This window comes from Solibacillus isronensis (assembly GCF_900168685.1).
In the GTDB taxonomy this organism is placed as follows: Bacteria; Bacillota; Bacilli; order Bacillales_A; family Planococcaceae; genus Solibacillus; species Solibacillus isronensis_A.
Map to the genome: position 1 here is coordinate 1,872,125 of NZ_FVZN01000014.1, position 20,921 is coordinate 1,893,045.

The 20,921-nt window shown below is 38.5% G+C and carries 24 protein-coding genes, 2 pseudogenes and 2 riboswitches; of the genes and pseudogenes, 6 read left to right on the forward strand and 20 right to left on the reverse strand.

From position 1 onward, the window contains the following. Positions 1–52: 52 nt before the first annotated feature. The 5 genes and pseudogenes from B5473_RS18045 to B5473_RS18060 all read right to left on the reverse strand — a co-directional run. Positions 53–1,843 (reverse strand): annotated as a pseudogene (locus B5473_RS18045) (vitamin B12-dependent ribonucleotide reductase); the annotation flags it as partial. 67 nt (positions 1,844–1,910) lie between these two features. After that, the gene (locus B5473_RS18050; RefSeq protein ID WP_139377767.1) at positions 1,911–2,093 is read right to left on the reverse strand and encodes a hypothetical protein; all 183 of its coding nucleotides are present in this window, start codon (positions 2,091–2,093) and stop codon (positions 1,911–1,913) included. A gap of 61 nt (positions 2,094–2,154) precedes the next feature. Continuing rightward, positions 2,155–2,304 carry a helix-turn-helix domain-containing protein gene (locus B5473_RS21170; protein WP_368483392.1) on the reverse strand — a complete coding sequence of 50 codons (150 nt, stop codon included), beginning with the start codon at positions 2,302–2,304 and terminating at the stop codon, positions 2,155–2,157. Between the two features lie 227 nt (positions 2,305–2,531). Next, a pseudogene (locus B5473_RS18055) lies at positions 2,532–3,314 on the reverse strand (ribonucleotide reductase N-terminal alpha domain-containing protein); the annotation flags it as partial. Positions 3,315–3,575: 261 nt separating this feature from the next. Beyond that, entirely contained in the window at positions 3,576–4,433 is an 858-nt protein-coding gene (locus tag B5473_RS18060) for a lipoate--protein ligase family protein (protein WP_439848475.1), read from the reverse strand. 75 nt (positions 4,434–4,508) lie between these two features. Between B5473_RS18060 and B5473_RS18065 the strand changes: the two genes are divergently transcribed. After that, the gene (locus B5473_RS18065; RefSeq protein WP_079527702.1) at positions 4,509–4,892 is read left to right on the forward strand and encodes a rhodanese-like domain-containing protein; all 384 of its coding nucleotides are present in this window, start codon (positions 4,509–4,511) and stop codon (positions 4,890–4,892) included. Positions 4,893–5,062: 170 nt separating this feature from the next. Here B5473_RS18065 and gcvPB read toward each other — a convergent pair whose 3' ends face one another. The 10 genes from gcvPB to comGA all read right to left on the reverse strand — a co-directional run bounded on the left by gcvPB (position 5,063) and on the right by comGA (position 14,040). Further along, entirely contained in the window at positions 5,063–6,544 is a 1,482-nt protein-coding gene (gene gcvPB / locus B5473_RS18070; protein ID WP_079527704.1) for an aminomethyl-transferring glycine dehydrogenase subunit GcvPB, read from the reverse strand. Then, the gene (gcvPA, locus tag B5473_RS18075) at positions 6,537–7,883 is read right to left on the reverse strand and encodes an aminomethyl-transferring glycine dehydrogenase subunit GcvPA (RefSeq protein ID WP_079527706.1); all 1,347 of its coding nucleotides are present in this window, start codon (positions 7,881–7,883) and stop codon (positions 6,537–6,539) included. Before gcvPA ends, gcvPB begins: the two co-directional genes overlap by 8 nt. A 125-nt stretch (positions 7,884–8,008) precedes the next feature. Further along, positions 8,009–9,118, reverse strand: a complete 1,110-nt coding sequence (gcvT, locus tag B5473_RS18080) for a glycine cleavage system aminomethyltransferase GcvT (protein ID WP_079527708.1) — start codon at positions 9,116–9,118, stop codon at positions 8,009–8,011. 161 nt (positions 9,119–9,279) lie between these two features. Further along, positions 9,280–9,388: riboswitch (glycine riboswitch) on the reverse strand. Positions 9,389–9,391: 3 nt separating this feature from the next. Beyond that, positions 9,392–9,484: riboswitch (glycine riboswitch) on the reverse strand. A 126-nt stretch (positions 9,485–9,610) separates the two neighbouring features. Then, complete coding sequence (locus B5473_RS18085; protein WP_079527710.1) at positions 9,611–10,123, reverse strand: shikimate kinase; 513 nt, start codon at positions 10,121–10,123, stop codon at positions 9,611–9,613. 309 nt (positions 10,124–10,432) lie between these two features. Then, positions 10,433–10,888, reverse strand: a complete 456-nt coding sequence (gene comGF, locus B5473_RS18095) for a competence type IV pilus minor pilin ComGF (RefSeq protein ID WP_079527714.1) — start codon at positions 10,886–10,888, stop codon at positions 10,433–10,435. Continuing rightward, the gene (locus B5473_RS18100) at positions 10,885–11,178 is read right to left on the reverse strand and encodes a type II secretion system protein (RefSeq protein WP_079527716.1); all 294 of its coding nucleotides are present in this window, start codon (positions 11,176–11,178) and stop codon (positions 10,885–10,887) included. Before B5473_RS18100 ends, comGF begins: the two co-directional genes overlap by 4 nt. Further along, positions 11,087–11,638 (reverse strand): prepilin-type N-terminal cleavage/methylation domain-containing protein, encoded by a 552-nt coding sequence (locus B5473_RS21175; protein WP_079527718.1) that lies wholly within the window; start codon positions 11,636–11,638, stop codon positions 11,087–11,089. The genes B5473_RS18100 and B5473_RS21175 overlap by 92 nt, the downstream gene beginning before the upstream one ends. Before the next feature lie 2 nt (positions 11,639–11,640). Beyond that, the gene (gene comGC, locus B5473_RS18110) at positions 11,641–11,955 is read right to left on the reverse strand and encodes a competence type IV pilus major pilin ComGC (RefSeq protein ID WP_079527720.1); all 315 of its coding nucleotides are present in this window, start codon (positions 11,953–11,955) and stop codon (positions 11,641–11,643) included. Between the two features lie 14 nt (positions 11,956–11,969). After that, positions 11,970–13,043, reverse strand: coding sequence for a competence type IV pilus assembly protein ComGB (comGB, locus tag B5473_RS18115; protein ID WP_079527722.1), 1,074 nt, complete (start codon positions 13,041–13,043; stop codon positions 11,970–11,972). Next, complete coding sequence (gene comGA, locus B5473_RS18120) at positions 13,024–14,040, reverse strand: competence type IV pilus ATPase ComGA (protein ID WP_079527724.1); 1,017 nt, start codon at positions 14,038–14,040, stop codon at positions 13,024–13,026. Before comGA ends, comGB begins: the two co-directional genes overlap by 20 nt. Before the next feature lie 184 nt (positions 14,041–14,224). Here comGA and B5473_RS18125 point away from each other — a divergent pair, with 184 nt between their 5' ends. Continuing rightward, positions 14,225–14,923: a helix-turn-helix transcriptional regulator gene (locus B5473_RS18125; protein WP_079527726.1), complete on the forward strand. Its 699-nt coding sequence runs from the start codon at positions 14,225–14,227 to the stop codon at positions 14,921–14,923. A 117-nt stretch (positions 14,924–15,040) separates the two neighbouring features. Then, positions 15,041–15,283, forward strand: a complete 243-nt coding sequence (locus B5473_RS18130; RefSeq protein ID WP_008404362.1) for a DUF2626 family protein — start codon at positions 15,041–15,043, stop codon at positions 15,281–15,283. Between the two features lie 53 nt (positions 15,284–15,336). Here B5473_RS18130 and B5473_RS18135 read toward each other — a convergent pair whose 3' ends face one another. Then, a complete protein-coding gene (locus tag B5473_RS18135) occupies positions 15,337–15,981 on the reverse strand; it encodes an MBL fold metallo-hydrolase (protein WP_079527729.1) in 645 nt (214 codons plus the stop codon). A 172-nt stretch (positions 15,982–16,153) separates the two neighbouring features. Here B5473_RS18135 and B5473_RS18140 point away from each other — a divergent pair, with 172 nt between their 5' ends. After that, complete coding sequence (locus tag B5473_RS18140) at positions 16,154–16,330, forward strand: DUF2759 domain-containing protein (protein WP_008404364.1); 177 nt, start codon at positions 16,154–16,156, stop codon at positions 16,328–16,330. An 85-nt stretch (positions 16,331–16,415) separates the two neighbouring features. Here B5473_RS18140 and B5473_RS18145 read toward each other — a convergent pair whose 3' ends face one another. The 4 genes from B5473_RS18145 to rpmG all read right to left on the reverse strand — a co-directional run bounded on the left by B5473_RS18145 (position 16,416) and on the right by rpmG (position 19,706). Beyond that, a complete protein-coding gene (locus B5473_RS18145) occupies positions 16,416–18,320 on the reverse strand; it encodes an LTA synthase family protein (RefSeq protein ID WP_079527731.1) in 1,905 nt (634 codons plus the stop codon). Between the two features lie 312 nt (positions 18,321–18,632). Beyond that, on the reverse strand, positions 18,633–18,833 hold the full coding sequence (locus B5473_RS18150) for a YqgQ family protein (RefSeq protein WP_079527733.1): 201 nt from the start codon (positions 18,831–18,833) through the stop codon (positions 18,633–18,635). A 17-nt stretch (positions 18,834–18,850) separates the two neighbouring features. Then, positions 18,851–19,414: a 5-formyltetrahydrofolate cyclo-ligase gene (locus B5473_RS18155; protein WP_079527735.1), complete on the reverse strand. Its 564-nt coding sequence runs from the start codon at positions 19,412–19,414 to the stop codon at positions 18,851–18,853. A gap of 142 nt (positions 19,415–19,556) precedes the next feature. After that, positions 19,557–19,706: a 50S ribosomal protein L33 gene (gene rpmG / locus B5473_RS18160; RefSeq protein WP_008408521.1), complete on the reverse strand. Its 150-nt coding sequence runs from the start codon at positions 19,704–19,706 to the stop codon at positions 19,557–19,559. Between the two features lie 220 nt (positions 19,707–19,926). Here rpmG and B5473_RS18165 point away from each other — a divergent pair, with 220 nt between their 5' ends. Next, entirely contained in the window at positions 19,927–20,394 is a 468-nt protein-coding gene (locus tag B5473_RS18165; protein ID WP_079527737.1) for a hypothetical protein, read from the forward strand. Then, entirely contained in the window at positions 20,391–20,879 is a 489-nt protein-coding gene (locus B5473_RS18170; protein WP_079527739.1) for a hypothetical protein, read from the forward strand. Before B5473_RS18165 ends, B5473_RS18170 begins: the two co-directional genes overlap by 4 nt. Positions 20,880–20,921: the final 42 nt, after the last annotated feature.

The following is a 20,921-nucleotide window of genomic DNA, read 5'->3' on the forward strand; positions in this document are numbered from 1 at the left end:
CATAAAACAAAAACGCAACCCATTATTATATATGAGTTGCGTTTTCTTTAGTTTATAAACCGCATTTCAGCTGTGCACCACAGTTTGTACATGTGTTGCAGCCGCCCATTTCTTCTACCGTACCTTGACGGCAAACCGGGCATGTATTACCAACTTCAGAACCAATTGTCACGTCTGTATCTGTTAACGGTTTGATTGTATCCACTAACACCACTTGACGTTTAACTTGGTCTTCCGATTGTTTTAATTCTTCAAACTCCAATTGCTCATCTGAATTTGCTTCTTCAGCTTTTAAAGTCAGTACTTGCGTATCGCGAGATCCATCGACATACACTGTACCGCCCTTAGCACCGCCGCGGTATAGACGCTCGTACACTTTTTGTACTTGCTCTACGCCATAGCCCTTTGGTGCGTTTACTGTTTTCGAAATCGATGAATCAATCCAGTTTTGAATGATACATTGAACATCTGCATGTGCTTCAGCAGAAAGCTCCATTGATGATTTGAACCACTCCGGTAAATTATTTTCATCCACACCCGGGTTCGCTTCTAAATACTCTTTTACAATTTCAGCTTTTACTTCAATAAACTTCCCTAGACGACCTGAACGGTAGTATGTGAAGCTGAAGTAAGGTTCAAGCCCTGTTGCAACTCCGACCATTGTACCAGTAGATCCCGTAGGTGCAACCGTCAATAAATGCGAGTTACGAATACCATTTGCCACAATATTTTCGCGAATGTGCTTTGGCATTTTTTTCATGAAGCCTGTGTTAATGAATGCTTCACGTAAACGTGCTGTTTCAGCTTCTGTTTGTCCTTCAAGGAACGGGAAGCTGCCGCGCTCTGTTGCCAGTTCAACTGACTCTTCATACGCTGCAACCGCAATTGTTTTGAAGATTTCATCAACTAGTGCATTGCCTTCTTCAGAGCCGTACTCTTTTTCACAGTAGATCAACAAGTCGGCAAGACCCATTACACCAAGACCAACTCGGCGTTCACCTAGTGCCTGCTTTTTATTTTCTTCCAGGAAGTACGGCGTTGCATCAATTACATTATCCTGCATACGTACGCCAACTTTTACCGTTTTGCGTAACGCGTTAAAATCAACTGTTTTCGTTTCTTTATCTGCAAACTTCGCCAAGTTAACAGCAGCCAAGTTACAAACGGAATATGGTGCTAATGGTTGTTCTCCACAAGGATTCGTCGCAACTACTTTCTGACCGTACGCTTTTGCGTTTGTCATGTCGTTTGCGTTATCAATGAAGAAAATTCCCGGTTCTGCTGCATAAGTTGCGCAGACATTGATTAAATTCCACAGTTCTTTTGCTTTGATTGTGCGATACGTACGAACCGGATAACCAAGTTTCTCCCATTCTCGTACGTCGCCAACTTCATGCCATTTTTCATTGTAATCCAGCATTTGAGCCGGAGTGTAGTTCTCTACATCCGGGAAGCGTAATTCGAAGTCCTGATCGTTTTCTACAGCAGCCATAAACTCTTTCGTTAATGTAACCGAAATGTTGGCGCCTGTTAGGAAATCCGGATTATGGACTGAATACGTTCCGCCATCACGTAGCTTCGTTTCAGCGTCACGAATAATCGCTTCGTTAAATCCGCCAAAACCTTCAATATTTTTATAGTTCACAATGCCTTGATACATCGCATCTTCCTGCTGTGTTAAAGGCTTGAATTTTAATTTTTCTTTTGCTAAGCGGATAATTGATTCATCTGCTGTATTCTCGATCAAATAACGCAGAATACGCGGATTTTGCATTTTTGAAATGATGAACTCCACAATATCCGGATGCCAATCTGCCAGCATAATCATTTGTGCTCCCATTTTTTGTTACTCTTTTACAAAGAGGTACGGTCATTTCTGCCGTACTCTCATGCTTTCACATGAGATCAGACTATATCATCAAAGAAAAAAGTATTTCATATTTTCGATTTAACTTAATATCACCATAGGAATATAACTTTTCATAAATCGCTTTAACATCAGATTTTCTAGAAATCATTAAATCTGCACAACCTTGTTTGTCAGAAATTGCATAAACATTTTTCGCTACTCCAAATTTCTTTAAAAAGCTCAATATGTCCTGTAGCATAATTCGATTTCCTGTAAAACCTATTCGCGCATTTAAATAGCCATTTCTAATAAAAACCTCTGCTTATATTAAGAATTTTAGCAATGTCGACTTGACTATATCCTTGGTTATGAAGTTGAATAATCGAAAATATTAATTCTTCCTTGTCTCGCGCCTTGTATCTACGTTGCCGTTTGATACAATTTACTTTCTCCATTGTTTTCAATATTAAATCCTCCTAACTTGCAAAAGATTATCAATAAAAACTTTAGGAAATTTCAATAGTCGTTGAACCTTCACCTTTGTTTCCAAAGATGCTTGGCTGCTGATTGCCCAATCTTTCTTCTTTTTGAACATTCACACTCACCGTTTCCAGTCATGTTGTAGTGAAGAAAGCTCTAAGGGTGTTCCAGCAATTCGCGAGATTACGTCGCCGAGTAGTTAACGACGTGACCCACCTTGCTCAACAAGATGTGTCAGCTTAGCAATATCATCAAGCCAGCTTACCGATCCGCTAGATTTACCGTTTACACCGCGCGCCAATGTGTTACGCGGGCGAAGTGTTGAACCGTTCGTACCAACACCACCACCACGGCTCATAATTTCCATTACTTGCTTACGGTGATCACTGATGCCTTCACGGGAATCGGCTACAAATGGCATTACATAACAGTTGAAGAATGTTACTTCAGTTTCTGAACCTGCTCCATAAATTACTCGTCCTGCAGGGATAAAGTTCATCGACACAAGCTCTTCATAAAACTTCCCGAACCATTCCTGGCGCTTTTCTTCTGTTTTTTCAACTGAAGCTAAGCCTGTCGCATTACGTTTCGCAATTTGCTCATAAAAAATTTCGAGCGGCTTTTCAATAATATCCAATGACCGTTCGATAATGCCTGTCTCTTGTTCTTCGCCTTCTAATACGTGACGGTAATCTTCATCAATTTTAATAAGGGCGGTTTTCTTTTCCTGATTAATCGAATGAATAATGCCAAGTCCACGCGCCGGGAATTTTGGATCTTGTTTCACTGTCAAAACAACAAAATCCCCTGTTTTTAATGTTTTCTTTTCCGTATCTTTAAAAGAATAACGGTCAATCATTACAAGACGAGATACACCTTTATGCGTAATATGCATATCCGGTGTGATCGGGTGCACTTGAGGAAATTGCTCAATATCTTGATTTAATTGATTGACTTGGATGGATTGTTCTAAAACACTTGCCACCGCGTAAGCCCCCCTTTGAACGATTTTGTAAATTCCATTCCCTACATTTTTCTCCAATAAACACTTTTATATACAATATATTGTGTTTTATTAGATATTTTTATTCTATATGTAGGGTTAAATGATTTCATTTAAAAAGATTACAATAAATCTTTTTTTCAAACAAGGGGTTGATTTTTTTTTCTTTTTGTTAAATCCATCTATATCAACGTTTCGGGTATAAAAATTTTTTTACAAAAAATAAAAACACACGTTCGCAAACTATTTTTTGAAATTCCATTCATCTGTTAAATATTTATTTTGCATCAATTGTTCTACATATTGCGTTTGCTGCTCCGTTAATTCATAAGGAATTAGTTCTATGTCCAAAGCTACTTCAAACCCTTTAGAAAATGCATTCACACATTGCTCAATTGTAAATGGTGTGTCAACAAACTGATTCATCGCAACCGCTTTTTCCGGTAACTTTTTACGCATTCGTTCTTTTGCCTCTTCCGTAGCAAAATTAAATACCGATAGCAGCAGCTCTTCGTTGAGATCCAGTAAAATAGCGCCATGCTGCAAAATCACACCTTTTTGACGTGTTTGTGCACTTCCCGCAACCTTCTTCCCTTCAACCACCAGCTCATACCAGCTTGGCGCATCAAAACATACCGCACTTTTCGGTTTCTTCAGATCATCCAGTTGTTCTTTCGTCTCCGGCACACTAAAATAAGCATCCAGTCCTAAACGACGGAACCCTTGTAAAATTCCTTCGCTAATGACACGATATGCCTCTGTAACAGTCTCCGGCATATTTGGGTAGCTCTCTGTCACAATCACTGAATATGTAAGCTCCTGGTCATGTAAAACGGCACGTCCGCCTGTAGGTCGACGGATGAAACCTAAGTTTTGCTTTTTTACAGCTTCTAAATTAATATCTTTATGTACTTGCTGGAAATAACCGATTGATAATGTTGCAGGGTTCCACTCATAAAAACGAATAACCGGCGGAATTTCCCCTTGGCTATGCCAATCCAGTAACGCTTCGTCCAGTGCCATATTATAGGCCGGGTTGCATGGACCCGAATTTATAAAATACCATTGTTTTTTCACAATTTCTCGCCTCCACCAATTCATTTTAACAAACTCGCTCGACTAACTCTAGTTCATCTCTTATAATAGATAGTACAGAAAGAAAGGGGCAATATCGCAGTGACAATTTTATATACGATACTAGTAATTTTAGTAGTAATCGTTGCTTACGTAGTAATCAACTCTATGCGCTTAAAAAAATCCGTAACAAATTTAACACAGGAGCAATTTATCGAAGGCTACCGTAAAGCACAATTAATCGATTTACGCGAACCTAAAGAATTTGAAGCGGGACACATTTTAGGTGCTCGAAACATTCCAATGACGCAACTTAATACACGTCATAAAGAAATCCGTCCAGATCTGCCTGTATACCTTTACTGTCAAAACTCTGGCCGTAGTGCACGAGCAGCGCTGACATTAAAGAAAAAAGGCTATAGCCAACTGTTCCAATTACAAGGCGGCTTCAAAACATGGACAGGTAAAGTTAAATCGAAAAACTAATTTTAAAAGTTCTCTACATTGTAGAGGGCTTTTTAATTTTTATTCAACGGCCCAACGAATCGAAATTATCTGATTATCAGTAGTTTCTACTATTATATAGTGACACGTAAGAAGTCTAACCTTACTCATAGAAAAAAGGTCAGAAAACAGCTCTGACCTTTTGTCACAATTTATGAAATTGTCACTTCTTCTTTTTTTGTATAACGTAATACAGGTGTACGTGCAGCACGTGTCTCATCTAAACGGCTGATTACCGTTGTATGTGGTGCTTCTTGTACGATTGATGGGTTATCGATTGTTTCTTGAGCAATTTGAATCATTGCATCACAGAATGCATCCAATGTTTCTTTTGATTCTGTTTCTGTTGGCTCGATCATAATACCCTCTTCCACGTTTAACGGGAAGTATACTGTTGGTGGATGGTAGCCAAAGTCAAGAAGGCGTTTAGCGATATCCAATGTACGAACACCTAATTTTTTCTGACGACGACCTGATAGCACGAATTCATGCTTACAGTGACGGTCATACGGTAAATCAAAGTGCTCTTCCAAACGGCGCATCATGTAGTTTGCGTTTAGTACAGCGTATTCTGTTACAGCCTTTAAGCCATCTGGACCCATTGAACGGATATACGTATATGCACGGACATTAATGCCGAAGTTTCCGTAGTAAGGTTTCACACGACCGATTGATTGTGGACGGTTGTAATCGAAGTGGAATGTACCATCTTCTTTTTTCACTAATACTGGTTTAGGCAGGAATGGGATTAAATCCGCTTTTACCCCTACAGGACCTGAACCTGGACCACCGCCACCGTGTGGACCTGTAAATGTTTTGTGTAAGTTTAAGTGAACACAGTCAAAGCCCATGTCGCCAGGACGTGCTTTACTCATAACAGCGTTTAAGTTCGCGCCGTCATAGTAAACTTTACCGCCGACACCGTGTACGATTTCAGCCATTTCTAAAATGTTTTCTTCGAATAAGCCTAAAGTGTTCGGGTTTGTCAGCATAAGCGCTGCTGTATCAGGACCGACAACACGGCGTAAATCTTCAAGATCAACTAAGCCGTCTTCACCTGATTTGATTGTAATTGTTTCAAAACCTGCAACTGTAGCAGAGGCCGGGTTTGTACCGTGAGCTGAGTCCGGTACGATTACTTTGTTACGGTGACCTTCACCATTTGCCTCATGGAATGCACGGATCATCATTAACGCTGTCCATTCACCATGTGCGCCTGCTGCCGGCTGTAATGTTACTTCATCCATACCTGTAATTTCCTGAAGGGATGTTTGCAGGTCATACAATAATTCCATTGCACCTTGTACTGTCGACTCATCCTGTAATGGGTGAACATTGGCAAAACCAGCATAGCGGGCAACCGTTTCATTAATTTTCGGATTGTATTTCATCGTACATGAACCAAGTGGGTAGAAGCCTGAATCCACACCATGGTTACGTTTTGAAAGTGCTGTATAGTGACGCATAATATCTAATTCTGCAACTTCCGGCAGTTCAGCCGCTTCTTGACGTACTAACTCTTTTGGCAGAAGTTCTTCTAAATCATAATCAGGAACATCCAATGGCTCTAAGTTGTAGCCGACACGACCTGGTTTTGTAATTTCGAAAATGAGTGATTGGTTTTCGTTATGCATTGTAAGCCCCCATTTCTGCAACTAATTGCTCAATTTCTTCTTTTGTACGGATTTCCGTAACAGCAATGAGTGCATGATTTTCTAATTCAGGATAAACACGACCTAAGTCAAAGCCGCCGATAATGCCTTTTTCGATTAATGCTTTGTTTAACTCTGACACATTATGCTTTGTATTTACTACGATTTCGTTGAAGTGCGCACCTTGATAAGCAACTTCAAAACCAGCTGCTTCAAATGCATTTTTAGCAAAGCGTGTTTTTACGATATTCTGCTTCGCCATTTCCTGCATACCTTGTTTTCCAAGAGCTGTCATTGCTACTGAAGAAGCAAGTGCCAGTAATGCTTGGTTAGAACAAATATTAGATGTCGCTTTGTCACGACGGATGTGCTGCTCACGAGCTTGTAATGTTAATACATAACCACGACGTCCATCTTGGTCTACTGTTTCCCCAACAAGACGGCCCGGTACTTTACGCATTAACTTATTCGTTACCGCGAAATAACCACAGTGTGGACCACCGAATGCTTCAGCAATACCGAATACCTGTGCATCCCCAACTGTAATATCTGCACCTAATTTTCCAGGAGGAGTTAAAACGCCAAGAGCTAACGGGTTTGCAGATACGATAAACAATCCTTTTGCATCATGTGTAATGTCTGCAAGCGGCTGTAGGTTTTCAACTTGACCAAAGAAGTTCGGATATTGAACGATAACACCGGCTGTTTGATCATCGATTAGGCCTTTAAGTGCCTCGATGTCTGTCACACCGTCTTTTGTAGGAATTGTAACAACTTCAATTGATTGTCCTGTCGCATACATTTTCACAACATCTTGATATTCCGGATGTACAGCTCCCGAAACAAGTAACTTACCGCGACGTGTATGACCTGCAGCAAGCATACCTGCTTCTGCCAATGCCGTACCGCCATCATACATAGAAGAGTTTGCAATATCCATGCCTGTCAGTTCTGCAATCATTGTTTGGAACTCAAAAATCGCTTGAAGTTCGCCTTGAGAAATTTCCGGCTGGTATGGTGTATACGCTGTATAGAACTCCGAACGTGAAATAACGTGATCAACAATTACCGGTTTATAGTGATTGTAGACACCAGCACCTAAAAACGATACATTGCTTGCTGTATCTTTATTTTTTGAAGCGAGTTGTGCCAGCTCCTTCATTAAAGCGGCTTCAGACTTTGCAGGTTTAATATTGTAGCTCCCTTGGAAACGAACTTTCTCAGGAATGTCCTCGAAAAGCTCATCAATTGTCGCAACCCCGATACGGTCTAACATTTCTTGTTTATCTTGTTCCGTCATTGGTAAATAACGATGTTTCATTGTTAACCCTCTTTTCAAAAGTTTTATCCCGTATAACGGGTAGTAATTTATCTTCTTCTAAAGGCAGCAGATTCGTTCAACTATCAATCTAGGGGATGAAGACCCCCACTGATTGAAGTTTCATTTTATTTTGCACGCTTGTAAAATGGAGTTTCTACAACAACTGCTTTTGCTCTATTTTTTCGTACTTCTATTTCTAATTCAGTTCCAACTTCAGTGAATTTTGCGTCAATTAAAGCTAAGCCGATATTGCGCTTTGTCATCGGTGACTGAGTTCCTGTTGTTACAAAGCCAATTTCTTCGCCATCTTTAAATACTTTATAACCATGACGAGGAATACCTTTATCAATCATCTCGATGCCTACAGATTTACGTGTTAGGCCATTTTCTTTTTGGTCAATTAAAGCTTGCTGACCGATAAATTGCGGATCTTTCGCTAATTTCACCGCAAAGCCAATGCCCGCTTCCAGTGGTGAAATATCTTTTGAAATCTCTTGGCCATATAATGGTAAGCATGCTTCAAAGCGAAGTGTATCACGTGCTCCTAAACCGGAAGCTACTACACCTTTGTCTTTTCCTGCCTCTAAAATTTTGTTCCAAAGATCAACAATCGCTGCTGGTGCACCGTAAATTTCAAATCCGTCTTCCCCTGTATAACCAGAGCGAGAAACAAGAACCGAATGACCGCCTACATCCACATTGTCCTGGAATTTAAAATATTTAATTGCCGTTAAGTCAGTAGCTGTTAATGTTTGCAGAACTTCCTGAGATAATGGTCCCTGCAATGCAATTTGAGCATAGTCATCTGACATATTTGTCACTTTGACATCCCCTTCGACATGCTTCTGTAACCATTCAAAGTCCTTTTCAATATTCGCTGCATTAACACATAGTAAATAACGGTTATCTTCCAAACGGTATGTCAGTAAATCGTCAACAACACCGCCATCTTCATAGCATAATGCACTGTATTGTGCGCCGCCGACTGTAATTTTAGAAATATCGTTGGATAGCATCTTTTGTAAATAAACAAGTGCATCCGGGCCTTCTACGATAATTTCCCCCATATGGGATACATCAAAAAGTCCTGCACGGTTACGTACCGCATCATGTTCATCTTTGATCGAAGAAAATTGTACAGGCAACTCCCAGCCGCCAAAATCCACTGTTTTTCCACCATACTTTGCATATTCATCAAAAAGTGGTGTGCGCTTTAGCTTTAAATCATTTGTCATGTTCATTTCCTCCTTTAGTTATGTATGTTCATTTTGCTTTGCAAAGGGGAATCAACATTACACCTATCAAAGTGTAAATCTATCTTTTTATTAGAATCATCAGAATATTAATAGCCGATTTCTCCACAAAAAAAGACAGACGAATCCCCTTTAACGAGATTCTCTGTCCTTGCACCTGAAAGTTACACCCAAATTTGATCCACTATCACAATTTAGGCTTTCCCCGTTGGTGGCTGTTCGCAACAATAGCTATTACAGCACTCTCCAGAGTTGCGTCCAATACGAGTCTTTTTGCCTGAGAGATTCATAGCATAGCTATTTGCTCCTTCGGCGACGTGACATCACGTTCTCTCCCCGTACCATCATCCGCGTTAGATTATTTACTTCATGTTATTGCTCTTCTTAGCAATATCCTAACATTGAATATAATGCAAACGCAATCTTTTTTTAATTTTATTCAAAATACGAACATTAAGTACAATTATACAGCTATTATTCGCCTTTTAAGCGTTTTACTTGAAAGCCGATGTACTCAACAATTTGTCTTAATGTTCTCCCAGCTGTCAGTACTTGTATATGGCCAGCCAGTCGATAATTCTTTCTGCGTTGGTGATACAGGTTTTCCAATTCTTGCTCCGTTGACGATTGAACAATGGGACGGTTTTTGTCATTCCGAATACGCATATAAATATCTTCAAATTTTGCATCAAGAAAAAATACAAGCCCTGTCTGGCGCATAATTCTCCTGTTTTCTTCATTCATAGCTACCCCACCGCCTGTAGCGATAATGCATGCTTCATCACGAAAATTCTTTAAAAATTCCGTCTCGATTTTTCGGAAGTGTGCTTCGCCGTATTTCTCAAAAATTTCAGGAATTGTCATACCCTGCTGTCGAACAATTTCATGATCCATATCGTAATACGGCATTTTCAAGAAAAAACTTAAACGTCTTCCAATCGCACTTTTTCCGCACCCCATAAATCCTACTAAATAAATTTTACGCATGCTGTTCACCTTCTTCTATTACGGACTACTTAATCAATTACGCCTCTACCTATTCTTTCGTTTCTATTTTGCGTCTTAAACAGAAATAATTTTAGGTCAAACCAAATCGCATAATGCGACATTTTTTCGACTTTGCAAAAAGAAGTCGAACTTTAAGGTAAATTTAGTATATTTATCGTAGCACGAACGTAAATAGATTCCAATGAATTATATACTTTTATTTGCGCAAAATATGCATTTGTATAGAAAACAGCAGCTCCGGAAACTATGAACAATAAAAACACAGCCAGCAAAAATAATGCACCTTTCTCATTTTGGAGGTAATGGTAATACGATGTCTCTTTTTCGCTTTGTTCCATTTTTCATCACTACCCTCATATTCACTTCATTTTCATCAACCGCCAGCTCCCATTTCTCAACAAAAGGCAGCATAATTTCATTTCCACCTTTATTCGACCTTTTACGCAAATGCTGTTCTGATTTGTCAAAGACAAACAAACGTTCCTCGGGATCATTTAACATTTCCAGTTGCAGCATATTATAACTGAGTACCCTTCCAGATGCGGAATTCATATTGTATTGATGAAGATCATAAACGAACAATTCCCAGTTCACCTCATCTTTCATCATCTCAAGCTGTTGAAGATCCCGTACCCATATAAGGATAAGGGCGCTTATTCCTGTAAAAAGTACAAACACGGTTAACTGAAACAAGCTCTCCAGTAATGTAAAACCCCGCTCGTTTAATGTTTGCCTCGAATTCATACACACAGTTCCTCTTCTTTTTCATTATTGTCATAATGAACACATACTTGGTTTCCATCGTAATTCCATTGAAACCGAACGCCGTCAATGTGCTGAACTCCGGCTGATTGTCCATACCTTTTATATTTCATCGCTCCTATAAAAGCTGCTTCTGCGGCATGGGCTTGTACTTTTTGTACGGCAATTTGCTGTTTCATATTAAATGTGAGCGGAATGATTGTCGATGAAAGGAAAAATAAAATGACGACTGCTAACAGTGTTTCTACAAGAGTTAGTCCTTCCTGGCTCATGAAAAACCTCCTTTTCTAAAATTCTGGCTTTACCGATATTAACAGAGTATTGATGGCTTATATTCTCAAAATGGTATGTTAGCCGTCCAAACGCCTGGACATTTCCTCTCATATTAAATACCAGCCGGTTATGCGGGGTTGATAAATACATGTCAATTGGCCGCGCTATTCGCTGATCGTAAATAATATTAGAAGCAGGCCACTCCATTACCTGTATCCGGTGACAGTTAATAATTTCAAAGCTATGGGACGTTCCCTTCTCAATGGATAGCAATTGTGTCATGCGGATTAACATCTCATTTTGATTCATCACCTGTTTTTCTGTATATTCCATTAACGGTTTTTGTGAAATATAGAGAATTGCTGTATTGACGACTAAAAAGATAAAGAGAACGATGAGCATTTCCAATAGGGTAAAACCTTTTTCATCTGTTAAAAGTGATTTAACTTTTTCTTTCATCGTTACGTTTCGCTGTTCCCTGGTCCAATTACCTTACCGTCTACTATTTTAATTTCAGTATTATCCGGACATTTCAACTCCTCTTCCACAACATACCCCTCGTCAATTAAATCCGAGACCGAAGCCGGATATACATTATTGTTCAGTTTATATGCCTCTACTTGTCCTTGAAGCATGAGGATATAAGCATTACAGCCTTTTTCATCGATTGTGGCGAAGTGCTTTGAAACGTTGGGGATTGTGACCAATATTAAAATGGAGATAATTAATAAAACAACAAGCATCTCTACTAACGTAAATCCTTTTTCATTTTTCATCTGTTCCACCTCTTCTATATAAAATCAATGACATCATACATCGGGATTAAAATACTTAAATACGCAGCGATAACGCAAATAGCAATGATCACAAAAAGCAGCGGCTGAATAATTGCCAGTATTCGTTCAATTACTTTCTGAAGCTTTTCATCCAAAAGCTCACAATATAAAATCAGCTCCCGTCCCAACAAGCCGCTCGCCTCACCATGGGCAATAAAATGCTCAAATTTCGGATAAAAATAGCCTACGATTTCGACCGCACGCTCCAATGAATCGCCAATAAGAATGCGTTCTTGGAGGGTACCAGCTATATAGGCAATGTGCTTTTGGTGATATTGGGATTTTAAATGATCGAAAGCTTTTTGGAGCGAGAAGCCGGCTAATAATAGATTGCCTAAATGGCGAGCAAACTGTCTCGTTAGAAATAGACGCCAAAATAGACCGATTAACGGGAGCCTAAACAGTAGATGAAGCTGCAAATCAATTCGTTTCTTACGGATTTGATAAATAAAAAGGGAGAGGACAATGCCGAGAACAATGCCAACTGCAATAATGTAGTCTGGCATATGGAGGAAAAACTTCGACCACTGAATACTGGCGGACGATTCACTATGGACGCGGGATGTAATAACAGAAGACATATTCGGAAGAAAATATGTTCGAAAGGCTAAAAACAATATGATTAAAAATATAAATAAAATGAGCGGATACGACATCACTTTGATTAGTTTCGTTTTCGCCTGCTGCTGAAAAACGAGCTGTTTTGCGACAAGACCAATCGCTTCACTCAGCTTACCCGTTACTTCTGCCAACTCAATTGATACTAAATATTGTTTATCAAGGCGAAGCAGCTGAAACACTTGTGTTGCACTGCCACCTCCGCGCAATATATTTGAAATTTCCTGTTGAACCGGCTCATATTGTTTTACATGATAGGGCAACAGCATTTCAATACTATGGGCAAATGTATAGCCTTCATTTAACAGGGTGGAAATTCGTTGGAGTAATGTAGGAAGCTCAGAGGACTTTATCACAGGTTTTTTGAACAAAGTAGCGGATGCGGCATTTTTAAGGAGAGATATATTCATAATATTCTCCTTGAAGTTTTGCGATTTGACCTGCCAAAGTTTGATTAAACGGTAATGTAAATGATTTTTCTTGAATGATGGATTCAAAGGCAAGCTGCAATTGATCATCAGTTAAAAATTCGAAAATAGCTTTATAACCGCTACCCTCTGTTTCAATTAGACGCTGCGAAACAACAGCTCTAAGCATCTGCCGCATTTCCTCAAATGAAACCGACAAATCATGAAGCCGGTATATACAGTTCACCGTATCCTTTGCATGAATCGTTGAAATAACGAGGTGTCCGGAAAACGCCGCCTCTATTGCTACTTTTGCTGTTTCCCTATCCCGAATCTCCCCGAGCATAATTACTTCGGGAGAATGCCTTAAAATTGCTTTTAACCCTGCTGAATACGTCATTCCGGCTCGTTCATTCACTTGAATTTGCAATAGTTGCTCCTGCCTGCTTTCCACTGGATCCTCCAAAGAAATGACATGTCGAGATAAATGCTGTGAACAATAGTGGAGCAATGAATATAACGTCGTCGTTTTGCCGGTTCCGGTCGCACCGGAAATTAATATTAACCCGCTCTCCTGTCTGGCCAACTTATACAACTGTTCAACACTTTCCTGGAAGTGACATAATGTCTGTAAAGGGACGGTATAGTTTTGCCGTAATACTCGAACTGCTAAACTTTCTTTGAAGAAGCTGGAAGGTAACGTGGAAATACGGAAGGCATACATGGACTGGTCGATAAATTTTTGGAAGGAACCACTTTGAGGCTTTCGTTTTTCACTAATATCAAGCGAAGAAAGAAATTTAAAATAGGAAATCATACGGGTAGCAAGCTCTGTAGGGAGTTCATCCTCCTTTTCAAAACGGCCGTATTTCCTCATTAACAGATCATAGCATCCTTCTCTAGGGAGTAAATGGATATCTGTAACGTTAAGCTGTGCTGCCTTAGATAAAAGCTCCAAACATTTTTGTTCAATGATCGATAATTGTTTTATGGAAATCACCCCTTCATCAATTAGTTAGATGTGACTCCATTATAAAGGGAGTGTCCAGTATTTCCTATTAAAACAGAGAAAATTTCTTTTTAGTAGGAATTTTCTTTCAATATTAACAAATTTGCTAATATTTCATGTAGAATAATATTAAAGTTAGCATTTTTTAAATTTTTACCGTATTGGAGGTTTACATATGATACATCCGATTAAAATTTCGAGCACTTTTGCTGATGAAACTCGTTTTTCAATTTATGAATTTATGTTGCAGCAAAAACAATTTTTATCCGTTCAGGATATTGCCGACCAATTTAAAATCCATTCCAATGTAGCACGTTTGCATCTAACTAAACTTGCAGAAATCGGTGCCATTTCTTCCGAACATTTAAAAACCGGAAAAGGCGGGCGACCTGGAAGAGTATATAAAGCAAAACAAGAAGGAATTAATTTAAGTATTCCTAGACGCGACACATCTTCATTAATTAAATGGTCACTTGAACTAATTCGCGAACTTGGTGAAGCAGCGTTGAGTAAAGCGCAGGAAATCAGTTATCGCGACGGGAAACAATCGATGCTTGAACAAATGAATTCTGTTAAACGAAAATCTCCATTAACTTTTGATGAGAAATTGGCCATGATAACTAAAAGCGCCACATTAATCGGTTATATTCCGGAAGTAATTGAGCATAACCAATCCAAATCAATCATATTCTCGCTTTTCAACTGCCCCTTCCAAGAACAAATATCGACCTACGGAGAAATTGTCTGCAAGCTCCATGAATCCTATTTGTATGGACAAGTTGATACATTGTTTGATCGTCATGAAATTACGAAAATGGAGAGTATGGTAAGTGACTGTGACTTTTGCAAATACAAAATTTCCGTACACAATTAATGGAAAAAACATGCGTTTGTCACAACTCTTCCATATCTCCCAGTTTACATTATCCAGAAACTTGATTTATAATGAATGAGAGACTATTCTATTTTTTTAGAAAAGGAGGGATATTTCATGAGCAATATGTATAAAGTTATGGCATTCTGGACTGCTATTTTCGCCGTTATGTTCTACCTTGGAGGTATGAACGAGGTTTCGCTATTATTCGTAGGTAATACAGGTTTATTTTTATTATTAGGCTTCTTAAATCTTTCAGAACGCATGTACATGTACATTTTTGGCGCATACTTAACTGTTTTCTTCGCCGGTTTCACCTATTACACAACATTCATACACACTCCAGGTGGCGGACATTAAAAAACGACACGCTCTTAAATAGAGAGCGGTCGTTTTTTCATTTACAAATTAGTTTAAAAGCCATTTAAAAACGGGTTGGAATCCATCTCTGCAGCAGGTGTCGTATAGTCACCATGCCCTGGATAAATAATTGTATCTTCCGGTAATGATAAAAGCTTATCGTGAATCGATTTCAACAAGACATTCATCGAACCTCCGATCAAATCAGTCCGTCCAATGCTCTGTTCAAATAATGTATCGCCTACAATCGCAAAAGCGTCGTCTTTAAAAATAAAAGATACACTTCCCGGAGAATGCCCTGGTGTATGGGCTACCGTAAAGGTAAATGCACCGATTGTCATTTCACCTTCTTTACGGATAATATGTTCTTCATCAGGTTTTTTCACGATATAATTTGGCAATTCCGCGTATTTACCTGAACCATTTTTCATCGGATCAGCAAGCCAGTCCACTTCTTTTTCATGGACATAGAGCGGGATATCGTATATTGCCCGTACCGCATCCACTCCACCGATATGATCAAAATGGGTATGGGTTAATAAAATAGCTAATGGGTTTAAGCCATTTTTACGTAATTCATTTACAATGCGTGCCCCTTCTTCACCTGGATCAAAAATTAAGCAGTCTTTTTCTTTATTGCTGACAATGTAGCAATTCGTTTGGATCGGTCCTAGACTATATTTTCTAACATTTAACATAAATCATCACCTCAGTTTCCATTATACATTTTTTCTATCTTTCTCATAGTGAAAGTTATCGTTCAAACAAACGCCACTTTTAGTCCTCGACAAACGATTTGGAAACCTTTACAATAAAAGAGGAATATTGTTGAGACATTTTTTGGAATGTTGAAAGGAGTGTCAATTTTTTATGAACTTATTAATGGTTATTTTTGGTTTAGTTGCAATTTTTGGCGTAATTGGCATATTCCAATCAATCAAAGAGAAAAACCTTTTAGCTGCTGCCTTCAACGCTTTAGCTGCAGGTGTTTTCGGTTGGTTCGTCATTATGACGGTTTTAAATCAAGGCTATCCACCAACTCACTAATTGCAACCAAAAAACGTATTGCTCTTGAAGCAATGCGTTTTTTATATGAAGAAAAAAGCTGCTCCCGGATTTCTCCGGGGCAGCTTTAATTTTTATAGTTCGTATCAATCAGTAAGTTTCCTGTTTCTGAATCATAGAAACGTAACAGGTCACCATTAATAATCTGATCCGAGTATTCCAGTTCTTGTGTTGCACGGTCAATAAATGGCTGACATGCTTCCGTATCAATTGCTTCTCCCGTTTCACGGTCGTAGCATACTTCACCTGCATACACATATTGATCTGTTACGAAGCGACCATCACGGAAAATAACGAAATCTTCATGTTCTTCCGAGAAAAGGTCAGCACCTAATTGCATATCTTTTGAAGTCTCAATACCTAAAAGATGCAGTAATGTCGGACGAATATCCAACTGACCCGCTACATTATCCATCACTTGTCCATCATTTGAACCAGGAATGTGAATATATAATGGGACAGCCTGTAAAAGCGCACTGTCATATGGTGTGATTTCTTCTTTATTTAAATATTTTGCCATTGCTTTATTATGATTTTCGGAAATCCCGTAGTGGTCTCCGTACATCACGATAATCGAATTTTCATATAAACCTTGTTCTTTTAAATCATCGAAGAATTCTTTCACCGATTCATCCAAATAGCGAACTGTTTGGAAATAACGATTTAATGTACCTGAATTTGAATCATATTCAGGAATCATCATATCTTCCGGATCCAAATAGAATGGATAGTGGTTTGTTAATGTAATTAGACGGCTGTAAAACGGCTGTGGCATTTCTTTCATTAATGCTGCAGATTGTTCAAAGAATGGAATATCCTTCAATCCCCAGTTTACAGATGTTTCTTCAGTTACATTGTATGACTCGAGATCATAGAACTGATCTAATTTAAATGATTTGTAAATCATGTCACGGTTCCAGAATGATTTGTTGTTTGCATGCATAACATTTGTAAAATATCCATTTTCCCCTAAGCGCTCTGCAAAGGAGTTATACGTGTTTTCACCATGTGTAAAGAATACTGCACCTCGCCCTAAGCCATATAACGAGTTTTCGAAAATGAACTCAGAATCCGAAGTTTTTCCTAACCCGGTCTGGTGGTAAAAATCACTGAAGTAATACGTATCTTTATCGTTTGTCAATGAATTCAGGAACGGTGTTACTACTTCCCCATTCATTTCCTCATTAATAACAAATGACTGCAATGATTCTAAAGAAACTGCAATTACATTGCGGCCCTCATACTTGCCGAACATTTCAACATTAGGTTCCGCCTGGTTTGCGCGGACGTAGTTGCTCACTTCAACAAGTTCACTGCCATCTGCCAACGCACGCTGTGCAGACGATTTCGACTGAACATATACATCGTATAGGTGATAGTTATATGTTCCGATATTTTTCACTAACAGTTCACGGTCAAATGCTCGTGTCAATAATTGCGGACGCTCTGTTTCTGCTAAACCTAAGTTTAAAAATAAAATAGCTGCCGTCATAACAAAGTATGCTTTACGCGCATCTTTACGTATAGGCAGTAACTGCTCTTCCGCTTTCGGTAAAAGCTTCACAGCAATAAAAATCAGTAATACATCAACAAAATAGAATATGTCCATCCAGCTGATAATTGCTGCTGCTGATGTACCTAACTCTCCAAAATTGCTCGTTTGGAATAATACAGGCAATGTTACAAAGTCATTGTAGAAACGGTAAAAGGCAACATTTCCGTATACTACTAAGGCCAGTAAAATACTACTGCCGACAATATAGCGATTTCGCGCTTTTTGTGATTTCAAGAATAATGACAATCCATAGAAGAATAATAAGAAACTTAATGGATTGATAATCAAAATTAACAATTGCATTGCATTTTCTATCTTCATATCAAAGCTAGTTTCATAAACAATTACAGTTTTAATCCAGGTTGCTATTACGGCAATCGCTAATATCGAATGTTTAGGCCATTTAAAATCTTTCATATCCTATACATCCTCTCTTTACATATTCGATTTTTTTAAATACATTGTTTTATTTGTGTAAAATTCTCATTCGAACAAAATCTATGTTAAAGCTTTTCAAACAAATCCGCAACATTATTTCGTTTAAACAGTTTACATTCATAAATTAGCACTATTATTTAGTACGTATTAAACTTGAAAAGGTTTCGTTAAATATGAAAACAGCGGTTTATTCCCGCTGTTTCACTCAGGATATGTTCGTCAAAAAGTTTAAAACCCTAAGTAAACAAGCATACCTCTATACGATCCATACTATTATACGCTAAATTCCAGTTATTTTCCTGCTTTAAGCCTTTGCTCTTCCTGACGCAGGATTAATAAAGCCATCTGAAAATCTTTCGTATCAATAAATTTCGATTTATATAATTCCTTAATTTCGTCTTCCATTAAGTATAAATCTCCAATACGGTCCTTTGTATAAATGTAAATGCCGTATTGTTTTAAGATGTCGAGCACATCCAACATTGACTTCATTCTCGTTCCTCCACCAATTATTCGCAGATTATGCGATTTTTGTCTGTAAGTAGTATATGTACCGGAAGATCATGTGATTCTCTCGGTATTTCGTTTAACAACTGCTCCTCAAATGCCAAGGATATCCGCTTTCCATTAAATCCAACTAAATAGCGGTCATAATAGCCCCCACCAAATCCGATGCGGTATCCGTGATGATCGAAGACAACCCCCGGCACGACCATTACATCAATTCGTTCTTTTTCGACCAGCTCTGTTCTTTCTCGTATCGGTTCTAATATATTTTGATATGCTCGTTCGGTTTCATCAAAATTGTTAATTTTGTAAAACTGCATCGAGCGATCTTTCGGATTACATTTCGGAACTGCAACATATTTATTTAATTTCCATAATTCTTCAATAATAAACGTCGTATCCACTTCCGGCTGATTTGATAAAGTAATTGCTATAATATTTGCTTTTTGAATAGATGGTTCCTGTAATAATTGCTGAGCGATTTCCAAAGAACGTTCACGATATTCCTGATCGGTCATATTGGACAACTTTTCCTGCACTTTTATACGATAGTCTCTTTTCTCCAAACAAATCCCTACTTTCAATAAAGCTGTTTAAGTTAAACATTACTATCATAAATCAAATTCGTTGAATCATCATAGTAAGATTTAATAGGATATCAAGTAAAAAGCCAAAACCAACGAGTGGTTTTGGCTAAATGAGCGATTATTACTTTGTTTCACGGTGAAGAGTGTACTTCTTCTCGCGAGAGCAATATTTTTTAAGTTCAAGACGCTCTGGATTGTTACGCTTGTTCTTTTTTGAAATGTAGTTACGTTCGCCGCAGTCTGTGCAAGCTAAAGTAATGTTTACGCGCATCATTAACCCTCCCACTCTAAATTAAGAATAAATTTATTTGAGCATGATTTATACGACTTACCTATTATAACATACTGTTTTAAAAAATCTAGTATGATTTCTTAATAAGTTTTACTATGTTAAAATAAAGGGAATCTGCAGTAAGAAAACGATTAACAACTTAATTTGCAAGTTTACTGTCAATACAATGACATAAATAAAAAGAAACGGAGGACTTCATATGGGACTTTCTTCAATATTAATGATTGCTGGAATTGCCGTTATTATTATATCCCTATTGTTTAAAGATAAATCAGCAAAAGTTGAAAGAGATGTAGAAGATTTATCGATCAATATTTATCAGGAAACGAATGCTTTAAAAAGACGCGTAAAAGCATTGGAAGAGGAACTGCTTGTAGAACCAAACTTTCAAGTACGTAAACCTTCTTCTGCCCAACAACAAAATTCAGAACAGCAAGCTGCCTTTTCATCTTTCCAACAGGTAGCTGCCCAAGTAAAAGCAGCTCAAAGCTATGGAACGGCATCTAAGGCAACTCCGCAAAAAAGCGCGAAACCGATTAACGGCATTTTAGTTAGCCAGGTACTCGCACTCAATAGTCAAGGTCTTTCGATTGAGGAAATCAGTAAGCGTTCAACATTATCACATGCTCAAATCCAATCGATTTTAGCAAATGGAGGTCAACAATGAAATCATCGTTGCGAGCATTTGGTATCGGTCTTTTCGTGGCAGGTGCAAGCATGGCATTGTTCGACAAGTTGCCTTCTGATTCCAGTCAGAAAGATAACGCCGCTTACGAAAAGCAATTAGACGACTATGAAAAACAAATTGCTGAACTGACAAAACAGTTAAACGAGCAAAACCCGGATTCCGTCAATTCTAAAAAAGCGGACGAGCAGACAACTAGTACAACTGAAGAAAAAGCAGCCGCTACAAAAGAAGAAAACAAATCAGGCGTAGTGGAAGAGACCATTTATATTTATGAAAATGTTTCTATATATACAATCGGGCAGCAAGCGGAAGACTTAGGTATTGTCACTAATGGCCGAGAACTTGAACTTTATTTGTCCAAACCGGAATTTGCGCGTTCTATTCAAAAAGGTTCATTTGATCTCCGCTCAGACATGACGATCGAAGAAATCGCCCAGGTGCTAACAGGGCAACCAACCGAATAATTGTAAATTTAAATTAAGATAGAAAGCCTTCTTCCAAACTAA